Consider the following 15,793-nt stretch of genomic DNA (forward strand, 5'->3'; position numbering starts at 1 on the left):
TCCGGGAGCAGATGGAATGATCGGACAGGCGAGTCAGGCGTCGGACCGCTTACTCGGTCTTCGCCTCGGGGTTGTCGCCAGCGTCCGCGTCATCGTTCTTGGCATCGGGGGTGGCGTCGGTCTTCGCCGTGCCGGCACCGGAGCGGGCAGCCTTGATCGCTTCCAGGTCCTTGTCGGCGCTGGCCAGGACTTCCTTGAGCAGTTCGTCGAGCTTGTCGTTGCCGTCGAGCTTGGTCAGCAGGTCGCGCAGACGTTCGCGGGCTTCGAACAGCACCTTGAGGGAATCGACCTTCTTGACCACGTTGATCGGGTCGAAGTCTTCGATCTTGTTGAATTCGAGCTTGGCGCTGAGGGTCTTGCCGTCGTTGCTCAGGGTGTTCTTGACGTTGACGGTGACACTGGGGGAGATGGAGTCGAGGACCTTGTCGAAGTTGTCGCTGTCGATCTCGACGAAGCGCCGCTCGGCAAGTTTGGCCGCGTTGGCCTGGGAACCCGAGAGATCGGCGAGGATGCCAACCACCAGCGGCAGTTCCTTTTTCTCGATGGCATTACCGGTTTCTACGTCATAAGTGATCTGCACGCGAGGCGGGCGAACCCGGTCCAGCTTGTGCTGAATACTCTCTTCCATAGTGGCTGACTCCGATGCAGTAGGCGGGCGCAATGCAACGGTTTCCCACTGATCGCATTCCCTTGCTTAGACCGCGGAGCGGACACTCTCGCGTAGAGGATCCTGTTTTCCGCAATCACCTCAATTCGTCGTGGTGGCGAATTGGCATGGATGCTATAACAGGCATGCCGAAATGCAAATAAAACTTTTCTTGGATCGTCATGCATCTTAAAAAGTTCATATTTTTCAGATTGTTGGTGGTACTTTTAGGCATCGCCCCGATGAGCGGTTGCTCATTGTTTGGATCCAAAGTAAGTGTCGAGGGAGTTACCTTCGATGTTGCTTTGCGTGCAAACGACGACGCGCCGATCGCGGTCGACTTTATTGCGGTGAATGATGTTGATTTGCTCGCAAAGTTGTCCGGACTGACAGCAAAACAATGGTTTGCAAGTCGTGATCAATACCAGCGCGATTTTCGCCAATATTTGTATGTCTGGGGCATGGAACTGGTACCGGGACAGTTGATTGAGTCGTCAACTTTCCCCCTGGATGGCAAACCGTCGGTAGGACTGCTGGCCTTCGCCAATTACCAGAGTCCGGGGGCGCATCGCCTGCGCCTGGAAGACCAGCGCAGCATCCGCCTCAGGTTCGATGCGCGCGAGATGACCCTGCTGGACCAGAACATTCGCTGAGCGCGGCCTGCCCGCCGCGCCGGCATACGGCAAATACAGGACGTCAAGGGAACCTATGAGCGTGCGACCTGATGTGGTCTGCTGGTACGAAGGCATGCAATTGCTGCCCCAGCATTTTCAGCTGCAAGGGCTGCGGGCGGAGGCCATGGCGGCCCACCTGGCCCAGGCCGCCAACCCCTGGTACTGGGGGGTTTCCCGTTTTACCCATGAACCCGCCGCGCTGGTCGCCGGCAAGCTGCGGGTGCTGAGCCTGGAGGCCACCTTGCCCGACGGCATGCCGATCAGCATCGACCCGGCCCAGGGCGGGCTGGCCGAGCTGGACCTGGCCGACGCCGTGGCGGCGTCGAGCACCTCCACCGTGACCGTGTACCTGGCGGTCAACCCGCTCTGGCAGGGCCAGCGCCTGCGCAGCCTGGACGGTCGCTGGCGCTCCGACGAGAGCGAGCCGGTGCCCAACCTCGACAGCAGCCTCGACGAAGAGCGCATCAAGGTCTGGAAGCCCAGCCCGCGCCTGGTCACCGACGCCGACAAGGGCGACAGCATCTGCCTGCCGCTGCTGCGGGTGCGCAAGGAAGACGGCGGCTACCGCCTGCGCGACGACTTCATCGCACCGACTCCGCGGATCCTCCCCGAGTCGACCCTGGGCCAGCGCATCTTCCTGCTCTGCGCGATGATCCGCGAGAAGTGCGTGTTTCTCGGCGCGCGCCTGCGCGACGTGCAGCTCGACGGCGATCCGTCCGCGGCCCTGGAGCTGCGCCGGCAGTCGGCGGCGCTGTGGGCGCGCCTGCCGGAAGTGGAGGGCGCGCTGAACAGCCGCATCGCCACACCGCAAGGCTTGTACGGGCTGTTGCTGGGCATGGCCGGGAGCTGGTCGGTGCTCGACCCGATCAAGGGCGTGCCGGCCTTTGCCCCGCTGGACTTCCTCGACCTGTACCGCGGCTTCGACGAAGTGCTGCGCTGGATGGAGCGGGTGCTGGGCAACCTGCGCCTGGGCTTTCGCAGTGTGCCGTTCGAACAGAAGGGCAATGTCTACGAGATCCAGCTGCCCTCGCGCGAGGCCAGCCAGCAACTGGTCATCGGCCTGCGCATGCCGGCCGGCTCGCCGGAACAGGACGCCAGCCTGTGGCTGGGACGCACCATCATCGCCTCCGCCGCCCATGTTCCCGACCTGGCTCGCCAGCGCAGTCCGGGCCTGGGGCACCTGCCGATGAGCCGCAAGGACCAGGTCGCCTACGGCGTGGGTGACGACACCCGCCTGTTCGTCATCGAGGCCGATGGCAAGAGCTTCGATCCGCAACTGCCGTTGCAGATCGTCTCGGCGGCGGGCGGGGAGACGTTCAGGCCCTGGCAGATCGTCCTGCTGATCGATGACAACCCCGAACAACAAGATGCCTGACAAGGGTAGGGAAGCCTATGCCAGAAGGGATTGCCGTTTCGCGCTTTCGCGGCGTGCAGGATGCGCCGCTGACCAGCGCCTTTCGCGAGGCCTGGCAAGACTGGGCGCAGGCCTGGGACGAACTGGACAAGCGCGCCGAGGACACCGACAAGCTGCTCGACCAGGTGGTCGAGCTGTCCACCGCTGCGACCCGGCGCCTGTGGCGCACGGCCTTCGCCAGCGTCGGTGATTCGGCGCCGCTGCAGATCAAGTCGATGGTCTACGCCTTCGTCGCCCTGGTCGACGAGACCCTGTTGTTCGCCGATTGGCCCGGCCAGCCGGCCTGGCAGGAGCGACCGCTGGAGCTGCGCCTGTATGCCAGCCGCCAGGCCGGTGATCGCCTGCCGGTGGAGATCAAGCGCCTGCTCGACGAACAGGCGCCCACCAGCCATGACCTGGGCAATGTCTACCTGCTGTGCATGATCCTCGGCTTCCATGGTCGCCTGCGCGCCCCTGGTGGCGAGGCGCTGCATGCCAAGTGGCGCTATGCGCTGTTCAATTTCACCCGCCAGCGCGACCCTGACTACGCCAACGTCAGCGCCTTGCTCGCCGAGCCGGCCAGCGTCCGGCCGCAGCAGTCGCCGGTGCGCGAAACCCTCGGTGACGGCCTGCGCCTGGGGCTGCTGGTGCTGGGCGTGACCTTGCTGCTGATCGGCGTCGGTCATCTGTTCTGGCGTGATATCGGCCAGGAGCTGTCGCCGGTGCTGCACCTGGCGACACCCTTCCAGACCCAGGAGCGCAGCTCATGAGCCTGTCCCTGCTGGCCTGGGTGGTGGGCCTCGTCGTCGTCCTGCTGATCGTCCTGCTGCTGGTGCTCTGGCTGCGCAACCGCAATGGCGCGGCGGTGCGCAGTTTCTATCTGGCCGTGCGCCAGATGGAGCACGAACAGGGCGTCAGCGACCGCTACCAGGCGCCCTGGCTGCTGATGCTCGGCGACGAGGTCGAGGGCAAGCGCCTGTGCGCCAGCTGGAACCTCAACCCGGTGGACAAGCCGGCCTGGTTCGGCCGCTGGTGGGCCGACCCCAGTGGCGCCGTGCTGGTGGTGCCGCAGGCGTTGTTCATGCCCGGCGAGGGCATGAAGCAGTCCAGTGGCTGGTGGAACCTGATCAGCCTGCTGTTGCGCCTGCGCACGCGACGGCCGCTGGACGGGGTGATCTGGACCGTCGCCGCCGCCGACCTGCTCGATCCCGACCGCGCCGCCACCCTTGGCCTGGATGCGCGGCGGCGCTTCATCGATCTGCTGCAGCGCCTGGGCATCAGCCTGCCGGTGTATGTGGTGATCACCGGCATGGACGAAGTGCCGGGCTTCCAGGAACTGGCCCGGGCCTTGCCGGAGGAGGCGCGCCGCCAGGTGCTCGGCTGGTCGTCGCCATTCGCCGCGGATGCCGCCTGGCAGTCGCAATGGACCGACGATGCGCTGGACGGCATCACCTACGCGCTGTCCGAGGCCATCGTGCAGATGGGCACCCTGTCCGGGCAGTTGAGCGGTGACCTGGATACCCTGCCGCAGCGTTTCGAAGGCATGCGGCGCAACCTGCAGATGCTGCTCTGGCCGGTGTTCCAGGGCAACACCCATGGCGAGGCGCCGGCCTTGCGCGGCCTGTATTTCACCGGTGCCCAGGCCATCGCCGGAGCGGCCGACAGCTTCACCGCGCTGGACCAGCCGCCGCTGCAGAACGTTTTCGCCCAGGGCCTCTGGCAGCAGCGCATCAATGCCGAACGCGGCCTGGCCCGGCCGATTCCGCGCCTGCTGCAACTGCGCCAGCGCTGGCAGCGCGTCGCCGCGTTCAGCGCAGCGCTGGTCGGGGTGATCTGGGCCATCGCCATGGTCTGGGTCTGGCGCGATTCGCTGCGCGATGCCGGCGAGTTGTCGCGGCTGCTGCAGAACGCGCAGAACGACTACATCAGCATCAGCGACGACAGCCATCGCCAGGAACTGACCCGGCACAACGTGCAGAGTTTCTGGAACGTGCTCGAGCGCGCGCCGCGCTGGCACTTCACCTCGCTGGTCTACCCGACCTCGTGGTTCTCCTCGCTGGACGGGCAGATGGACCAGGTGCTGCAGCACACGTCCATGAGCCATATGAACCAGCCGATCCACGACCTGCTGCAGGCCGAACTGCGTGATGTCCTCGCCCTCGGCGAGGCCGGCCGGCGCGGCAGCGCGCCCCAGGGCGGCGATCCGGCGCAGTGGCCGAGCTACCTCAAGGCCCGTGAACTGGTGGACAAGACGCTGCGCCTGGAGCAGGCGGCCACGCTCTACGCCCAGGCCCAGGCCAACCAGAAGAGCCCGCTGGACCAGCTGATTCCGCTGAGCAACCAGACCCTGGACATGAACCTCAACGTTGGCACCCTGCCCTTTGAGAAGTATTACAACCGCCTGCTGGTCAACCAGGGCATCAGCCCGCTCAAGCCGATCGACCTGTCGCTGCACCGCAGCGCGATCCAGGCCAGCTTCAACCAACTGATGGAAACCTGGCTGGGGCATTACTTCCGCACCGATGGCTATGTCACTTCGGCCGGCTACCTGAAACTGTACCTCGACCGCCTGGAAAACGGTTCGGGGCAGACCCTGCGCGAGCTGGAGCACATGGACGCGCTGATCGAGGACCTGCAGGCCTCCATCGACCTGACCAACGCCACCTGGAGCCGCGGCAAGGGCCAGGACCTGGTCGCCGGCTACGGCGAGATGCTGGAAAAGGTCCGCCAGAGCAAGCTGCTGGGCCCGGCCATCGCCGACGAAACCGAGCGCGTGGCCGAGCAACTGCAGTACCGCTTCAAGGACCAGTGGGTGGCCCAGGGCGGGGCGAGCAAGCAGCTGCTGGTGCAGAGCAGCACCGGCCAGCTGTCGTTGCAGGAGCGCATCATCCACCTGCAGAGCGCGATCAACCTGCTGCTCAAGCGTGACTTCGTCGCCCGGGCCCTGCGCGAGGAGCCGCTGGGCGATTCGGCGCAACTGACCCGTGTCGACAGCGAAGGGCTGCGCCTGGCCCAGAGTTACTACGACAGCTACAAGCTGTATGCCCACGAGTCCCTCTCGGGCATTCCCCCGGTGTACCGCAACGCGCTGCTCAAGACCGCCGAGAACACCGCCGGCGATGCCATGTGGGCCAGCCTCAACCGGCAGACCGCGGAAAGCCAGATACTCAGCGCGCCGAGCTTCCAGGTGCGCACCGACCAGGCCCTGGCCGTGCACCGCGCCTTTGTCCAGCTGCAGCGCCCGGACCTGGCCAGCGGTCTGCAGAGTGCGCTCAACCAGAGTGCCCTGGCCGATGTTTCGCAGGCCATCGACGAGGTGTTCCAGCAGCCGGTGTTCCGTGATCGCGCCGACATCAACCAGTGGGACGGCTCGAAGGAGTTCGGCCTGCGCCTGTTTCGCGCGATCGACGCGCAGGACCTGAAGAGCAGCCTGGACCAGCAGTTCGCCGTGATCACCGCGATCACCGAAGAGTCGGCGCCGGCCAAGGACTGGTTGATGACCCAGTTGCCCAACCTCAACCTCACCGAGTCGGAACTGGTCAGCCGCTTCAATTCCCTCGGCGAGGAGATGGTCAAGTACAAGGCGCAGAACCCGTCCAGCTCGCCGGCGCTGATCACCCAGCTGATCGTTCGCGACTTCAACGACATGGACCAGGGCAACTGCCTGAAGATCCTCGGTTCGGCCACTGCCCCGCATGCCACCGGGCAACTGACCCAACGCTGGGTCGGCCTGCAGCAGGCGGCCCTGCAGCGTTGCCAGTGGCTCCAGCGCCAGGCGGTAGCCAGTGCCTGGAACGACCTGGCCGGCTATTTCAACCAGTACCTGGCCGGGCGCTTCCCGTTCGCCCTTGACCGGCACGCGCCGGACGCCGATCCGGCGCGGGTGCAGTACTTCCTCACCCTGATCGACAACCGCCTGGCCCAGGCCCGCGATGGCCTTGGCCTGCTGACCCTGCGCGAGCGCGCGGCGGCCGGCGAGTTCCTCGACCGCATCGCCCTGGCGCGGCCGTGGCTGGGGGCGATGCTGGTGCGCGACAAGGCGGGGCTGTCGGGGATCGACCTGGAAGTGACCTGGCGCACCGACCGCGACAGCGAGCGCGGCGCCGACCAGGTGATCGCCTGGACCCTCGGCAGCGGCGTGCGGGAAATCGTCTGGCCGGGCGACGAGCAGGTCCTGCACTGGAGCGTCGGCCAGCCGCTGAACCTGCGCCTGCGCTGGGCCCGTGACGGCACCCAGCGGCCGGTCAACGACCCGTTGCAGCAGCAGTTGCACGTCAGCGGCCTGGAGGCCGAGTGGCAGTACCAGGGCCCCTGGGCGCTGCTGCGGATGATGGCCGCGCACAGCTCGATGCTGCGCCAGCCCAACGTCGACTACACCGAATTCCCGTTGAGCCTGGAGGTGCCGGTGCACGCCCAGCCGGAGGAAGACAACCAGACCCAGATGTTCCTGCGCCTGTCGCTGATGAGCCAGGGCGGCAAGGCACCGCTGTCCATTCACCCGTTGCCGGTACAGGCACCGCATTCACCGTTCGGCTACACACCGCGTTCCGTGGCCGACTCAGGAGACTACCCATGACCACACCCGGCTTTTCCCAGCGGGTCAGCCAGTTGCTCGAGCCGATTCCCGGCGAATTGCCCTGCGGCAAGAGCATGCGTTACGACGCCGTCTTCGATCGCCTCGAAGACCTGCGCCGCGAGGACGACACCAGCCTGCCCACCGGTGTCTGGTCCACCAGCGAGGTCAAGCGCGCCGACTGGGCGGGCGTCGAGCGCCTGGCCACGCAGGTGCTGCAGGAGCGCAGCAAGGAACTGATGATCGCCATCTGGCTGGGCGAAGCCTGGCTGCACCGTGAAGGATTCAAGGGCATCACCGACGCCCTGGCCTTGATCGGCGGGCTGTGCGAACGCTTCCCGGATGATCTCCACCCGCAGCCCGAGGACGGCGACCTGGCCTGGCGCGCGGCGCCGTTGGCGTGGATGGCGCGGCGTTACGACCAGGTGCTGCTGACCCGTGTGCAGCTGTTCCCCGAGTCGCCGCCGGACCTGGACGGTTTCAGCCTGTACCAGTGGTACCAGATGAAGCGGCGCCAGGTGCCGGTCAATGACAGCAAGCCGGCCAAGGCCGCTGCCGAGGCGGCCCAGGCGTTGCAGAAGAAAGTCACCGAGCTGGCCCGCAACACCCCGGTGACCTGGTGGCTGCAGGGGGTCAAGACCATCGCCACGGCGCAGGCGCAGCTGGTTCTGCTGGATGGCTGGTGCGACCGCAATCTGGGTGATGATGCGCCCGGCTTCGCCGACCTGCGGCGGACCTTGCAGCACCTGGAGGAAACCGTGCGCGAGTTCATCGCCCTGCACCCGCCGCAACTGCTGCCGACCGAGCCCGAAGCGCCGGCGGTGGTGCAATCGCAACAGGAGAATTCGCAATCGATGGACGTGCCCGCACCCGTGGAAAGCCGCCAGCCCTTCGCCGAACCGCGTACCCGTGACGAAGCCTATCGCCAGTTGCTGGTGATCGCCGACTACCTGGCCCGCACCGAACCGCACAGCCCGGTGCCGTACCTGATTCGCCGCGGCGTGGAGTGGGGCAACAAGCCGCTGCGCGACCTGCTGGCCGAGCTGATCGAGTCCGACGCGGAAGCGCGGCGGTTGTGGACGTTGCTCGGGGTGTTGTGAACGGCTCAGGACGGTGTACGCGGAACCTGTAGGAGCGGCTTTAGCCGCGAACGGCGGCGCAGCCGTCGTAGAACCTGACTCCCGGGTTTACCTGACACGCCGTGCACTCAGGTTGCATGGCCGCTTCGCGCCCAATCGCGGATGAATCCGCTCCTACAGAGGCCGGGTGCAATCAGCGTAGGAGCGGCTTTAGCCGCGATCGGCGGCGCAGCCGTCGTGGACAGGGATCGCCAGAGACCTCCGTCAGCGACTGAACATCCGCTGCAGCCCCAGCGCCACCAGTGCGCCGCCGGCGCAGCCGTTGATCCAGCGCTCGATGCGCAGGTACAGGCCGCGCAGGTGCGAGGTGCCGAAGACCATGCCCAGGCCGACATGCCAGCCGAACGAGAGCACGCCGATCAGCACCACGGTGACGGCGTAGAACCACAGCGGCGGGTGGCTCGGGAAGATCGCGGCGAAGGCGCTGGTCCAGAAGGCCGCGCCCTTGGGGTTGGTGATGCAGGTCAGCAGGCCGGTGCGGAAGGCGGCCAGGCGTGAGCCGTCCAGGTGTGGCTGCTCGATGGGGCCGCTGCGGGGGGGCGGATGGAACGCCGACCAGAGCAGGCGCGCACCGTACCAGACCAGGTAGCTGGCACCGAGCAGGCGTACCGCCGAGGACAGCCACGGGTGCTGCGCCAGCAGCGTGGCCAGGCCGGCGATCGAGACGATGACCCAGAACACCGAGCCGGTGCCGATGCCGAAGGCCACGTAGCGCGCGTCGCGATGGCGCTGGGCCAGGGCCATCTGGCTGAGGATGAAGAAGTTCGGGCCGGGGCTGGCGAGGACCGCCAGGTAGATGCCGGTGATCAGCAGGAGCGAGTAGAGGTAGGTCATGGCGGGACCGGGCGCGCAGAGGGGGTGGGGCCATGTTGCCGAAAAGCGGGGTGGCTGGGAACTGTCTTGTCAGCCCCACCGTAGGAGCGTGGCTTGCCCGCGAAGGACCGCGCAGCGGTCCCCGATGGCACAGGGTTCGGGACCGCTGCGCGGTCCTTCGCGGGCAAGCCACGCTCCTACGAGAGGGCTACGGGCAAGGGCCAGCAGAGGTGCTCGAATCAGTCCTGCTTGCCGAGCCTGTAGCGGTCGAAATGCTGGATGTGATCGTCGAGGTTGTCTTCCAGCATCATCCGGTACTGCTCGCAGAAGTACTTCAGCAACTCCTCCCGCGCCGCGGCCATCTCGTCGGCGGACTTGAAGCTGCGCGCGCTCATCCAGGCGTTGAAGCGACTGGCGCCGAAGGTCATCGAGGCGCTGACCTTGCCCAGGTCCTGGAGGCTGTCGATCTGCTGGTTGGCCAGGGCGATGTGGGCGTCGGCGCGGTCGTAGAAGGAGTCGTCGGTGGCTTGGGACATGGGGACGGAGGCCTCGGGATTGGGGGGCGCGATTGGAGCATGTTTGTCCCGCGCGCGGCTAGCCGCTGACGATCAGTCGCGTGCCTCGACGTAGTGGGATTCGCCGCCACCGCTGGCGCCCGACAGCCAGCCCCAGACGAAACTCAGCGTGGTGCGCCCGTCAGCATCCACGCCGACTTTGCCACGGGACCAGCCGGCGAGCATTTCGCCCTCGCCGGTCAGGCAGTGGTTTCCATGTTCGAGGCATCCTTGCGTGGGGCAGGGGTTTCAGAGAAAGGCGAAATCCGCGGGTTCGAAGCGTTCGCTGGTGTCCATGTGGATATTGCGCAAGGCCACCGTTTCCAGGTGCGAGGCATACAGCGGCTCGGAGAAGTAGCCGACCAGGATGGAGCGTCGGCGTGCGCCGGAAAGGTTCAGGCTGCCGGCGTGGATCAGGTCGACATCGAACACCAGGATGTCGCCCGCCGAGCCGCTGAGCTGGATGACCGCGGACTCGTCGCTGAAATCGCAGGGCGGTGCGTCCGGGGCAGGGCGATGACTGCCGGGTATGAGGCGCGTCGAGCCGTTCTGCGGGCCGTAGTCATCGAAGAAGACCAGGGCGTTGGCGATGTCGCCCGGTCGTTGTATCGACAGGTCGCGGTGCAGTTGCTGGTAACCCCCTCCGGCCAGGGGGTCGCGGCCGTCTATCTGGGAGATGAAGAAGCGTTCGCCGATCAGCTGGCCGACCGCCGCCAGCAGTTGGGGCAAGCGGCACACCTGCTGGATGGTGGGGTCGGTGTCCAGTTGCGAATGCAGCCAGTCCTTGCCGCGCGGGGTCGACCATTGGTCCGAGGGCCTGGCGCCGGCATCGAAGGTGGCGCGCAAGGTGTCCAGCCAGGCGTCGGGGATGGCCTGGCGCAGGAGGATGTAGCCGTCTCGGTGGAGCTGGTCGCGCGGGGTCATGGCGGGTTGGATTCGTGGCGGGCCAGCGGGTGAGCGTAGCCTTGGGCGGAAGGAGGTGTCAATTTGCCATCTGTGTGCCCTGGGATCGAGCGCCGCTTGCGCGGCGCATCGCTGGCAACGCCAGCTCCCACAAGGTTCCGTGTCGTACTCGATAGCGAGGTTTGGCGCAGGACCCTGTGGGAGCTGGCGTTGCCAGCGATGCGATCTCGAGGGCGCCGCCTGGCTCAGATCCGTTCGCCCATCGACACCGTCGATACCCCCTATGTATTTCCATCATTTCCCTATCCGCCCGCAGACAAGCAGACTCCCCGGCGTATCCCATCCTGCCGATTCAAGGACCGAGTCATGACGTCACCAACGTCCCCGCGCAACCCCTGGCTGGCCGTCGCCGCCGTCGCCCTCACCATCTTCTCCGTGGTGACCACGGAAATGCTCCCGGTCGGGCTGCTCAACCCCGTCGCCGAAGCACTCGACACCTCCCTGGGCACTGCCGGCCTGATGCTCTCGTTGCCCGCCTTGCTGGCTGCACTGTTCGCCCCGCTGGTGGTGATCGGTGCCGGCGGTACCGACCGGCGCGTCATCCTCGCGGTGCTGCTGGGTTTGCTGGTCCTGGCCAACCTTGCGTCGGCCCTGGCACCGACCTGGCACTGGATGCTGGCCGCGCGGGTGCTGGTCGGCTTCTGCATCGGTGGCACCTGGGCCATCGCCGGCGGCCTGGCGGTGCGCCTGGTGGAGGCGCGGTCGCTGGGGCTGGCGACTTCGATCATCTTTGGCGGCGTGGCCGCTGCCTCCGTGCTGGGGGTGCCGCTGGGGGCGCTGGTGGGTGATTTTGCCGGCTGGCGCTGGGCCTTCGCCGCCATGGCCGCGTTCAGTGTGGCGGTGCTGGTGCTGTTCCTCGCCGTAGTGCCGCCGCTGCCGGTCAGCGGCTCGGCGACGGTGCGCCAGTTCGTCGCGCAACTGGGCAATCGCGCGCTGGTCGCCGGCCTGGTATTGACCCTGTTGCTGGTGGTCAGCCACTTCATGGCCTTCACCTTCGTCCGCCCGTTGCTGTCGTCGTTCTCCGGCTTCGACGGGCAATGGATCGGCGTGTTGCTGCTGGGCTACGGCATCGCCGGTATCGTCGGCAATTTCCTCAGCGGCACCCGTGCCGCCCGCCACCCGGCACGGGTACTGGCCTGCATTGCCCTGGGGCTGCTGCTGACGCCGCTGCTGTTCGCCAGCCTCGGTAACTCCAACCTCGGCGGCGCCCTGTTGCTGCTGGGCTGGGGGCTGGCCTACGGTGGCGTGTCCGTGGGCCTGATGACCTGGGTGATGCACGCCGCGCCACGGGCCATCGAGGTTGCCACTGCGCTGTATGTGGCGGTGTTCAATGCCGCCATCGGCCTGGGCTCGCTGCTGGGCGGCACGATGGTGGATGGCGTGAGCCTGCTCGCCAACCTCTGGCTCGCCGCCGCCATTGCCGCCGCTGCGCTGTTGCTGACCCTGGGCATGCAGCGCGCTCCGCGGACGTCCGCCGTTGTTGAACAGGGCTGAGTCACGCCTTCAAGGACCAGGGCGGTTCGTGTGGGCGCTCAAGGCGCTGCAGGTTGCCAGCAATCCCCGTAGGAGCTGGCTTGCCTGCGAAAGGACCGCGCAGCGGTCCCAAATGGGTAACGACTCGATTGGGCCTGCTTCGCAGTCCTTTCGCAGGCAAGCCAGCTCCTACGGGAGTTCAGCGTGAGATCAGGCGGTCAGCGCCTGATTTCGTTCGGATCCGCCTGCAGCAACCAGCCCTCACGCTTGCTCGCCAGCTCGCTTTCCAGGATCGACACCCCACGCTCACGCAGCGACGTCCGTTCGCGCTGGAAGGCGCCGTCGATCAATCCCAGCAGGTTGCGACTCTGCGCCGTCGAGCGCGGCGTGTTCACGTCATCGCTCAGCACGCCATCCACGTAGGTGCGGACTCGCTCGTTCTGGCTGGCCTGCTGGCTGGCACTGGCTTCCACCAGCTTGTTGTCCTTGTTGTACGCAAGGCGCGTGCTGCTGCTCGCGCGGTCGTCGATCTCGTGGTAGCGGTAGTTCTGCGACTTGAAGTCGGTACCGAGCGCCAGCGGCACCAGTGGGTTGAGACCTTCATGCCAGGCGGCGCTCAGGTGCGACTGCTGGTCCTGCTGCACCGCGCGGCTCGACAGGGCCGCGCCGTTGACCCTGGTCGACTGCGAGACCTCATAGTCGAAGCGATCGGTTTCCGCCGGCAGCAGCGGGTTGACCGCCTGCTCGGCCTTGCCGACCCTGGCGGTGAAATCCGCCAGGCCGCTGAGCAGGACCCGGTCGTTGCCGGTCAGCACCTTGCCACCGGTGTTCGAGGCACGGTCGTCGTCGGCACCGTTGAGCTGGACGAAGGCGTCCTTGAACAGCCCCATCAGGTCCTTGTCGCCCTTGCCCCTTGCCTGCGCGGCATCGAACTGGTTCAGGTAGTTGCGTACCGCCGCCTGGCGCTGGCTGGCATTGCCGAGCAGCGAGGCATCGCGGGTGTCGAGGTTGAGTTCGAGGTTGCCGGTCGGGCCGTTGAGGCTCAGCGAGCGCGCGCTGGCGCTGATGTCCAGGGCGAAGGTCTGCTGCTCGCCGCTGGCCGTGCGCAGGCTGGCGTCCAGCTTCAGCGAGCTGAACAGCGCCGGGTCGGGCTTGACCAGTTCGCCGAGCTTGAGTTTCGGCGGCTCCTCGGTCAGGCCGTTGATCGCCGCCTGGAAACTCTCGGCCAGGCCGGCAAGGCCGCTGAGCTGACGGCTGTCGAGTTCACCGTCGAGCACCTCGGCGCTGACCGCCAGCCCCTCGTCGCTGCTGGCCAGGGACAGGCGCACCGTGGCCCCGGAGGTGGTGGTCAGGCTCAGGCTGATGGCGCTGGCGGGCTCCTGGCGCAGCTTGTCGGCCTGCAGTTTCAAGGCCTCGGTGCTGGGCTGGGTGCCGTCGGCGTAGGTGAACACCGACTGCGAAACGCTCTGCCCGCCCTTGAGCACCAGCTGTTCCAGCAAGGCGGCGCCGATGCCCTGGAAACGTACAGTGTTGGCGGAGGACTGGACACCGGTCAGCAGGGCGATGCTGAGCTTGTCCGTGCTGTCCTGTTCCAGGGCATAGCGGGTTGCCGAAGAGGCCAGGGTGCCGCGCGCCGTGTACAGGCTGGGATCGTCGTTGCGGGCGGTCTGGCCGAGGCTGACGCTGGTGCTGGGGATGGCGCTGACCGACGCCGTGGCCGGGTTGTCGCGGGGGACGCTCGGCACGGCCTGGGGCGCGGTAGGGAGCGGTGTGATGCGCAATCCTGAAAGGGTGAGGGTCATGCTGAATACCCGTTGTTTCCGTACGTGTTCAGCCTGTATCGGCAGGCGCGGGCAAAGCTTGAAGTGCGGCCTCAGTCGGGCAGGCCGGCCAGGCGCAGCCCGTCGGCCAGGCGGGCGAGGTCCTGGTCGCGCTGGATCGGCAGCCATTCGCGCAGCCGCGAGGCACGCAGGTTCGGGTCCAGTTGGCGCAGGCGTGCCAGGGCCCGGTGCGCTTCGTGCTGGCGGTCGCAGTGGGCATGGCTGGCGGTCACCAGGGCGATGGCGGCCAGCAGGCTGGGCAGGTTGCCCAGGGCCTTCTCCGCCCAGCTCACCGCGCAGTCGTAGCGCCCGGCGAAGAAGTGCGCCAGGGCCATGCCTACCTGCATGCGGAACATCTCCGGGTCCAGCGGGCTGAGGCGCGCGGCGTGGTTGAGGTTGTCGATCGCGGTCTCGGTCTCGCCGCGCAGGGCCCGCAGGATGCCGCCCAGGTACCAGGCCGGGGCCAGGTTGGGATTGAGCAGGCGGGCGCGGTCGAGCAGGGCGATGCCGCCGTCGATATCGCCGGCCAGGTGGCCCAGGGCATGCCCGCCACGGGTCAGGGCCACGGCATCGTCGCGGCCGAACGTCACCGCCAGGCGGGCCAGGCGCGCGCCTTCGGCGATTTCGCCGGGACGGTCGAGCATCCAGCCGTTGAGCTTGCGCCAGAAATAGCACCAGGCGGCCATGCCGTAGGCGGAGGCGTATTCCGGATCCAGTTCGATGGCCTTGTACAGCAGCGGCAGGGCCTCGTCGATGGCCTCGCGGGTGCCGTTGTAGAGCCTGGCCGTGCCGCGCAGGTAGTAGTCGTAGGCGCCCAGGCTGTCGGTCGGCTTGCCCTTGGCCCGTTCGGTCTCGGCCCGCTCCAGTTGCGGGGCGATGGCGCCGACCACGCGCTCGGCGATGCGGTCCTGCAGCTCGAAGACATCGTCCAGCTCGCCTTCGAAGCGCTCGGCCCAGATATGCGCGCCGCTGCTGGCATCGATCAGCTGGCCGGTGATGCGCAGGCGGTTGCCGGCCTTGCGGATGCTGCCTTCGAGAACGTAGCGCACACCCAGTTCGCGACCGACCTGCTGGATATCCACCGGCCGCCCCTTGAAGGTGAAGCTGGAGTTGCGGGCGATGACGAACAGCCAGCGAATCCGCGACAGGGCGGCGATGATGTCCTCGACCATGCCGTCGGCGAAATAGTCCTGTTCGGGGTCGCCGCTGAGGTTGTGGAAGGGCAGGACGCTGATCGACGGCTTGTCCGGCAGCAGCAGGGCGTGCCGCGCCACCGGCTCGTCCGGTCTCGGCGCCGGCGCATCGCTGGCGTCCTCGCGGACCTCGCCGACGAAGCGGTAGCCCTTGCGCGCCACGGTGCGCACCAGGCGCTGTTCCTCCCCGGAGTCGCCGATGGCCTTGCGCAGGGCGTTGATATGGCTGGTGATGGTCGATTCGGAAACGATGCGCCCGGCCCACACCTCGCTGAGCAGTTCGTGCTTGCTGACCACCCGCTCGCGGTTGTCGAGCAGAAGCCGCAACAGGTCGAACACCTGCGGGCCGATGCACACCACCTGGCCATGCCGGGTCAGCTCGCGGCGCTGCTGATCGAGCACAAAGTCGTCGAAGGCGAATGGCATGTCCTGTCCTCTACCCGATGCCCTGGGCGTCGTGTCCGAGGCGGCTGCTGGAATGTACCGGTGTTCGATGATACGGCGGCGCCTCCGGGCTGCACAGGGCGCCCGGGCGCCGTTGCGTGGTTCTGG

13 protein-coding genes are annotated in these 15,793 nt (G+C 67.1%); 6 read left to right on the top strand and 7 right to left on the bottom strand.

Annotated features, from left to right (window positions below; all coding sequences use genetic code 11):
* Positions 1 to 49: 49 nt before the first annotated feature.
* Positions 50 to 628 (bottom strand): type VI secretion system contractile sheath small subunit, encoded by a 579-nt coding sequence (gene tssB, locus RTI28_RS00230; RefSeq protein ID WP_316918594.1) that lies wholly within the window; start codon positions 626 to 628, stop codon positions 50 to 52.
* 200 nt (positions 629 to 828) lie between these two features.
* Here tssB and RTI28_RS00235 point away from each other — a divergent pair, with 200 nt between their 5' ends.
* The 5 genes from RTI28_RS00235 to tssA are packed head-to-tail and all read left to right on the top strand — an operon-like array spanning position 829 to position 8,386.
* A complete protein-coding gene (locus RTI28_RS00235; RefSeq protein ID WP_316918595.1) occupies positions 829 to 1,299 on the top strand; it encodes a type VI secretion protein in 471 nt (156 codons plus the stop codon).
* A gap of 55 nt (positions 1,300 to 1,354) precedes the next feature.
* A complete protein-coding gene (gene tssK / locus RTI28_RS00240) occupies positions 1,355 to 2,695 on the top strand; it encodes a type VI secretion system baseplate subunit TssK (RefSeq protein ID WP_316918596.1) in 1,341 nt (446 codons plus the stop codon).
* A gap of 17 nt (positions 2,696 to 2,712) precedes the next feature.
* Complete coding sequence (locus RTI28_RS00245; RefSeq protein WP_316918597.1) at positions 2,713 to 3,483, top strand: DotU family type IV/VI secretion system protein; 771 nt, start codon at positions 2,713 to 2,715, stop codon at positions 3,481 to 3,483.
* On the top strand, positions 3,480 to 7,289 hold the full coding sequence (locus tag RTI28_RS00250) for a type VI secretion system protein (RefSeq protein WP_316918598.1): 3,810 nt from the start codon (positions 3,480 to 3,482) through the stop codon (positions 7,287 to 7,289). Before RTI28_RS00245 ends, RTI28_RS00250 begins: the two co-directional genes overlap by 4 nt.
* Positions 7,286 to 8,386, top strand: coding sequence for a type VI secretion system protein TssA (gene tssA / locus RTI28_RS00255; RefSeq protein WP_316918599.1), 1,101 nt, complete (start codon positions 7,286 to 7,288; stop codon positions 8,384 to 8,386). The genes RTI28_RS00250 and tssA overlap by 4 nt, the downstream gene beginning before the upstream one ends.
* 243 nt (positions 8,387 to 8,629) lie before the next feature.
* Here the strand turns inward: tssA and RTI28_RS00260 are convergent, their stop codons facing one another.
* From RTI28_RS00260 to RTI28_RS00275, 4 genes are all read right to left on the bottom strand, one after another.
* Positions 8,630 to 9,259: a LysE family translocator gene (locus tag RTI28_RS00260; RefSeq protein ID WP_316918600.1), complete on the bottom strand. Its 630-nt coding sequence runs from the start codon at positions 9,257 to 9,259 to the stop codon at positions 8,630 to 8,632.
* 218 nt (positions 9,260 to 9,477) lie between these two features.
* A complete protein-coding gene (locus RTI28_RS00265; RefSeq protein ID WP_042129313.1) occupies positions 9,478 to 9,774 on the bottom strand; it encodes a DUF3144 domain-containing protein in 297 nt (98 codons plus the stop codon).
* Positions 9,775 to 9,846: 72 nt separating this feature from the next.
* The gene (locus tag RTI28_RS00270; protein WP_316918601.1) at positions 9,847 to 9,978 is read right to left on the bottom strand and encodes a hypothetical protein; all 132 of its coding nucleotides are present in this window, start codon (positions 9,976 to 9,978) and stop codon (positions 9,847 to 9,849) included.
* 63 nt (positions 9,979 to 10,041) lie between these two features.
* The gene (locus tag RTI28_RS00275; protein WP_316918602.1) at positions 10,042 to 10,716 is read right to left on the bottom strand and encodes a phytanoyl-CoA dioxygenase family protein; all 675 of its coding nucleotides are present in this window, start codon (positions 10,714 to 10,716) and stop codon (positions 10,042 to 10,044) included.
* A gap of 345 nt (positions 10,717 to 11,061) precedes the next feature.
* Between RTI28_RS00275 and RTI28_RS00280 the strand changes: the two genes are divergently transcribed.
* Positions 11,062 to 12,249 (top strand): MFS transporter, encoded by a 1,188-nt coding sequence (locus RTI28_RS00280; RefSeq protein WP_316918603.1) that lies wholly within the window; start codon positions 11,062 to 11,064, stop codon positions 12,247 to 12,249.
* Positions 12,250 to 12,446: 197 nt separating this feature from the next.
* On the opposite strand, the gene RTI28_RS00285 is transcribed toward RTI28_RS00280, so the two are convergent.
* Positions 12,447 to 14,030 carry a hypothetical protein gene (locus RTI28_RS00285; protein ID WP_316918604.1) on the bottom strand — a complete coding sequence of 528 codons (1,584 nt, stop codon included), beginning with the start codon at positions 14,028 to 14,030 and terminating at the stop codon, positions 12,447 to 12,449.
* 71 nt (positions 14,031 to 14,101) lie between these two features.
* Positions 14,102 to 15,667: a winged helix-turn-helix domain-containing protein gene (locus tag RTI28_RS00290; protein ID WP_316918605.1), complete on the bottom strand. Its 1,566-nt coding sequence runs from the start codon at positions 15,665 to 15,667 to the stop codon at positions 14,102 to 14,104.
* Positions 15,668 to 15,793: the final 126 nt, after the last annotated feature.

Source organism: Pseudomonas sp. zfem002, from assembly GCF_032621685.1.
In the GTDB taxonomy this organism is placed as follows: domain Bacteria; phylum Pseudomonadota; class Gammaproteobacteria; order Pseudomonadales; family Pseudomonadaceae; genus Aquipseudomonas; species Aquipseudomonas japonica.

Excerpts from the sequence above, each read along its gene's own strand:
- RTI28_RS00265 (WP_042129313.1), bottom strand. The coding sequence starts at position 9,774 with ATGTCCCAAGCCACCGACGACTCCTTCTACGACCGCGCCGACGCCCAC.
- RTI28_RS00245 (WP_316918597.1), top strand. The coding sequence starts at position 2,713 with ATGCCAGAAGGGATTGCCGTTTCGCGCTTTCGCGGCGTGCAGGATGCG.
- RTI28_RS00250 (WP_316918598.1), top strand. The coding sequence starts at position 3,480 with ATGAGCCTGTCCCTGCTGGCCTGGGTGGTGGGCCTCGTCGTCGTCCTG.
- RTI28_RS00275 (WP_316918602.1), bottom strand. The coding sequence starts at position 10,716 with ATGACCCCGCGCGACCAGCTCCACCGAGACGGCTACATCCTCCTGCGC.
- tssA (WP_316918599.1), top strand. The coding sequence starts at position 7,286 with ATGACCACACCCGGCTTTTCCCAGCGGGTCAGCCAGTTGCTCGAGCCG.
- RTI28_RS00290 (WP_316918605.1), bottom strand. The coding sequence starts at position 15,667 with ATGCCATTCGCCTTCGACGACTTTGTGCTCGATCAGCAGCGCCGCGAG.
- RTI28_RS00235 (WP_316918595.1), top strand. The coding sequence starts at position 829 with ATGCATCTTAAAAAGTTCATATTTTTCAGATTGTTGGTGGTACTTTTA.
- RTI28_RS00285 (WP_316918604.1), bottom strand. The coding sequence starts at position 14,030 with ATGACCCTCACCCTTTCAGGATTGCGCATCACACCGCTCCCTACCGCG.
- tssB (WP_316918594.1), bottom strand. The coding sequence starts at position 628 with ATGGAAGAGAGTATTCAGCACAAGCTGGACCGGGTTCGCCCGCCTCGC.
- RTI28_RS00280 (WP_316918603.1), top strand. The coding sequence starts at position 11,062 with ATGACGTCACCAACGTCCCCGCGCAACCCCTGGCTGGCCGTCGCCGCC.
- tssK (WP_316918596.1), top strand. The coding sequence starts at position 1,355 with ATGAGCGTGCGACCTGATGTGGTCTGCTGGTACGAAGGCATGCAATTG.
- RTI28_RS00270 (WP_316918601.1), bottom strand. The coding sequence starts at position 9,978 with ATGCTCGCCGGCTGGTCCCGTGGCAAAGTCGGCGTGGATGCTGACGGG.
- RTI28_RS00260 (WP_316918600.1), bottom strand. The coding sequence starts at position 9,259 with ATGACCTACCTCTACTCGCTCCTGCTGATCACCGGCATCTACCTGGCG.